This is a genomic window from Variovorax sp. 01N429 (assembly GCF_056399425.1).
Map to the genome: position 1 here is coordinate 1 of NZ_JBFTRG010000121.1, position 456 is coordinate 456.

Here is a 456-nt window from a genome sequence, read left to right on the forward strand (position 1 = left end):
GTGGTAGTTGGTCAGGCGGAGGCCGTTTTCGGCGAGGCGGTCGAGCGTGGGTGTGGGTATCTCGGAGCCGAAGGGGCCGATGTCGCTGTACCCCATGTCGTCGGTGAGGACGACCACGATGTTGGGGGCGCCGGGCCGCGCAGTGGGGTGCGGCGGCCAGGCAGCTTCGGATTCGGCGAAGGTGCGCCCGGCACGGCCGGGGAATTCGGCGTACGGGTCGCGGCGGCGGGGGTCGGGGTTCGTGGTCACGGGGCTCCTCAGGCGGCGGCCGCGGCGGCGGGGGCGGGGGCGGGGCTGGGCACGGCGGCAAGCAGGTCGCGGGTGTACGGGTGGCGCGGGTGGGCGCACAGGTCTTCGGCGGGTCCGGTCTCGACGACGTGTCCGGCGCGCATGACGGCGATGCGGTGCGAGATCTGCCGGACGACGGCGAGGTCGTGGGCGATGAAGACCATGGAC

2 protein-coding genes are annotated in these 456 nt (G+C 73.7%); both read right to left on the minus strand.

Going from position 1 to position 456, the window contains the following annotated elements:
- Positions 1 to 249: sulfatase-like hydrolase/transferase (locus AC1DSF_RS30875; RefSeq protein ID WP_478184120.1), on the minus strand; the 249-nt coding region annotated here is incomplete at its 3' end.
- Between the two features lie 8 nt (positions 250 to 257).
- Positions 258 to 456 (minus strand): ABC transporter ATP-binding protein (locus tag AC1DSF_RS30880; protein WP_478184121.1); only part of this gene is annotated, 199 nt, incomplete at its 5' end.